2 protein-coding genes are annotated in these 4,167 nt (G+C 66.3%); both read right to left on the bottom strand.

The genetic code is table 11. From position 1 onward, the window contains the following. Positions 1–1,004: PPE domain-containing protein (locus tag GVY64_RS36540; protein WP_159851219.1), on the bottom strand; the 1,004-nt coding region annotated here is incomplete at its 3' end. 45 nt (positions 1,005–1,049) lie between these two features. Then, positions 1,050–2,705 (bottom strand): hypothetical protein, encoded by a 1,656-nt coding sequence (locus tag GVY64_RS36535; RefSeq protein ID WP_159851217.1) that lies wholly within the window; start codon positions 2,703–2,705, stop codon positions 1,050–1,052. Between the last annotated feature and the right edge of the window lie 1,462 nt (positions 2,706–4,167).

Raw genomic sequence — 4,167 nt, 5'->3', positions numbered from 1 at the left:
TCGAGGCCGTAGTCGTCGTAGGCGTCCGACGTGTCCGACTGTCCGAGCTGACTCAGCGGCATTCCGGCCGAGGCCATCGCGCTCATCAAGGCGGGCAGCATCTGGGTCAACGCGCTGCTGTCGCCGCTGCCGCTGCCCTTTCCGGCGCTTTCGCTGGTTCCTTCGCTCGCGCCCACCTTCGAGCCGACCTCGGTGGAGTAACCGGTGATCGTCTCCGCCGAACGCGCGTTCTGCTCGTTGAACTTCGCCAGGGCGGCCTGGATGCCGAGCTCGTTCTTGGAGCGCATCGCCGCGATGAGCTCCTTGCGCGCGGCGATGATCTCCTCCGGCGTGGGATGTTTGGCTTTCGCGGTCCGGAATGCGTCGCTGTAGGTATCGATTCCGTCGGCCAGCATCCCTAGGCCGAGACCGAGCTGGTCCAGCCACCCGCGGCGCTGGCCGAGCTCCGCTGCGGCCGCGGAGCCGACCGGTTCCCAGTTCTGCATCGACTTCGCCGCCGAGGTCACGCCCTCGATCGCCGCGAGATGCGGACCGCCGGCGAACTTACGCAGCGCGTCCGCGAATCCCTTCGCCGCACCGGGCCCCGGGCCCGAGTGCAACTGCTGAGCGAAAGTCAACGGGTCGACGGCTCCGCCCGCGGCGGGGAATCGCAGACCCGGCGGGCGCCGTTGGCCGATCTCCTGGACGTCGCCGACCGGATTGGCGAGGAGCTCACCGCCGCTGCCGTTGATGGTCCGAGCGCCGTCGTCGTCGGCCGCGGTGTAATCGGCGGCGGCCGCGCCGATGTTGTACGCGGTCCGCTGGATATCGGTGAGGACACCCGCCATTCCGTTGAACAACGAGGCGGCCTGCGCGTTGAGTTGCGGCACCGCGGCGGCGGAAATCGGGTCAGCCCCTGCGGGCACGACCCAACCGCCGGGCATCGCCGCGCCGGTGTCGCGCGCCATCGCGGCGAGTTTCGACGCCGCAGCGACGAGTTCCTGCGGATCCACCTTCAGCGCCATCGCGACCTCCTCTCCTCATCTGCCGCTGTCACCATGCTCGCGCGATCAGCCCGCGATTGTCGCGACATCCGGCATTGTCGCGTTCGCGGACTGATCGGCCGAGCCCGGCGTGCCCGAGGACGAGCCCCGGTCCGCCGGCGCGGTCACCTCGATGCCGTTCGGGTGCGCGAACCCGTCGAACACGTTCGTTTCCGAGGCGATCTCGGGCATCTTCGGGTCGAAGGGTTTCAATTCACCCTTGACGATGACCTCCAACGTGCCACCCTGGTCCGGCGGGAACACGACCAGGACCGCGGTCGAATTCGTCCACGTGGCGACGTCGCCGGTCATCAACTCGAAGTCACCCACCGGTTTACCGATGCGCTTCCTCTGCGACGACTTATCCGACGGCTCCGTCGACCACTTCGCCGGCGTTTTCTCGTACGCCTGCTGCGCATTGGTGTCGGCGTGGTTGCCGAACGCCGCGTCGAGGGCTTGGGCGACCATAGCGGACACCTTCTGCGTACGTCCGTCGGGGAAGGTGTAGGTCACGCTGCCGTCCGCGTCCGGTGTTCGTCCGGGCGCGACCGCGGGCTGGGTGGAGGTCGTGCCGGTGGGGGCCGTGGCGTGCTGCGTCGCCGGGGCCGTCGTGGACGGCTGCGCGACCGCGGGCTGCGCCGTGACCGGCGGCGCGATCGGCGGCGGGGCCACCGCATCGAGTTCGTCGTCGTAGCGGCTCGGATCCAGATCCCTGCGACGGCTGTTCAGGTCCTGGTCGGCCATGTTCCGCATCATGGCCTGCTGCATCATCATCGGCAGCATGGAACTCATCAGGTCCATGCCGGAGCCCATCGGCGACATGGCGGAAGCGGGCGGCACGGCGGGGGTGGGGGGTGTCGTCACGCCCGGCGTGGTGCCGATCGGGTCGATGCCGCCGGGTGCTCGGGGGTTCAAACCATTGTCCACACCAGGGGTGTCCAAACCAGGATCGTTCAAACCGGGTGGCGTCAGGCCGGAGTTGTCCGGGTCGTCGAGACCGTCGAGACCATCCAACCCCGGAGGCAGGGTGGCGTCGGTGGACGGGGGGTTCGTCAGGCCGGGCGGCCATTGCCCCGTATCGATGGGTGGCGGATTCAATCCCGGATTCTTCTGTGCCGCTTCCAGTTTACTTATGTGATCTTGCAGGTCCTTGATCATCTTCGTCTGATCGTCGATGTCCTTGGCCACGCCGCTTTGCCCCTGCCTGACCACATCGATCTCGCTCGCAAGGGAATCGTTGGCCTCGGTGACCCAAGTCAAGATGTAGCTGTCGATCTGTATGCCCTGAGGTGGAGCGGTCCGCGCCATCGCGACGATTTTCTCGTCGATCACCTTGTTGGTCGCGTCCTGTCCCGCCTCGGACCATTTCCCGGATTCGCGTACCGATTTCACCAGTTCGGTGACGTTGCCGTTCAGGTCGGTGTACGACCGCTGGAGCTGCACCGCTACTTCTGCATAGTTCGTGAAACTGCCGATATTCGCAGGGGCGACCTGCGGCACATCCGGAGCTTTGGGCGGATCACTCTTCGAGTCTTTTCCGAGACTCTTCCAGATCCCGTCGAAGTTTTGATACAGGCTCTTGAAGCAGGAATCGGTGAAGACGGAGAAGACCCATTCGGCCGGATAATTGCCCTCCTGGATCTTCTTCCGGTCGGGCATCAGCATCGGGTGCATGTCCACCATAGAACTGCCCCTCAGCTAGTGCTGAATGTTGTCGATGCATTGAGTGGCTTGGTCGGCAACGTCGCCGGATATGACTGCCCTTGGCCCGGGCCCGCCCCCGGGCCGCCCGAATGCGAGCCAGCCCATAAACCGGCACCCGCACCAGCGCCGGCCAACCAACCGCGAGCCGCATTCAAGGACGCGCCTCGTGCAGTCCACGCGGCTCCGATATTCGGTGCCTGGTTATGGATAGCAGGGTTGAACGCGCCTGTAGCCGCACGTGTGAGCAGATTTCGCCCCCCGGCGTTCGCCATGGCCCGGACGGCGCCACCGGCCCCGCCCCCAAGCAATGCGAAGGCGCCCGTTTCGGCGCCATTGCTCAAGGACTCGCTCCAGCTTTTGTCCTCGACCCACTTGTCGTAAAGCGTCTCTGTCGCGAAGCCGGCCAGAGCGCTACCCGCCGCAACGCCGAACGCCGTGCCGACCCCCGGGACAACTGACCCGAGCGCACCACCGGCAACGGTGAGACCGGTGGTCAGCGCGAACTTACCGACACTCGACCATGGAATACCGAAGAAGCTCATGAGATCACCTCCCGGATGCTAGGCGCAGCGCCGACGAACGGCGGCCGGCTGGTCGTCACTTGTGTCCATTGCAGCCGGCACCACCTGGGTCACAGGCTCGCATGGCTCGTGCCTCACCACGGCAAAGTCCGCCTTTCGATCGAACTCCCCATCGTCGACCGGAGCGGTGTACGCGACGATCGACCATGAGTGAGACCTACTTTCGACGTCTTCATTGTCGAGGCTTCCCAACTCCGGGAAGCGCGGCGCTGGGAGAACCGGGGAGGCCGGTCCGAATCCATCTACACTGACATGCGCAAATTGTCCAGGCTGCCAGATCAGTTCACAGCGACTTGTGAGGACGGGTTGGATGAACGTCCTCGACCCAGTGCTCGAACCTACCGCTCGGGCATCCTCCATCTGCCGACGGCACCGACAACCGGGGGACGATCATGACCTCTGCTGAAATCTGGCCCACCGGGGTCGAGGTAGCAGCGCAAGAGCCGGAAACGACGGAAGATCAGCAGACCGGCCCGGCGACGCCGTGGTCGAGCCGGCCGGATCAGCAGCGGTCGCGGCCGGGTACGGGCGTACCGGGACAACCGGCTGTTTCCGCTCCGCAGGGTCAAGCGGGCGCTCCGGCACCCGGTCAACCCAATGGCGCCGGGGTTCCGGGTTCTACTGGTTCGCCGGGTGTTGCGGGTCCGTCACCTGTGCCTGGTTCGGCAGGTCTGCCTGGGCAGCCGGGTGTGCCGGTGCCGGGTGGTGTGGTTGCTCCGCGGGTGGAGTCGGTGCCGGGTCGGGGTGGGGGTGCGGGTCGGGAGGAGGAGCCGGAGCCGTTGGTGGATCCGGCGTTGGTGGCGGGTGTGCTGCCGATGGCGGGGATGATGGCGATGGGGATGTTGCCGATGATCGCCTCG

The organism is Nocardia sp. CY41 (assembly GCF_009829325.1).
Lineage (GTDB): Bacteria > Actinomycetota > Actinomycetes > Mycobacteriales > Mycobacteriaceae > Nocardia.
This window is presented reverse-complemented; position numbering and strand designations above follow the sequence as displayed.

Excerpts from the sequence above, each read along its gene's own strand:
- GVY64_RS36535 (WP_159851217.1), bottom strand. The coding sequence starts at position 2,705 with ATGGTGGACATGCACCCGATGCTGATGCCCGACCGGAAGAAGATCCAG.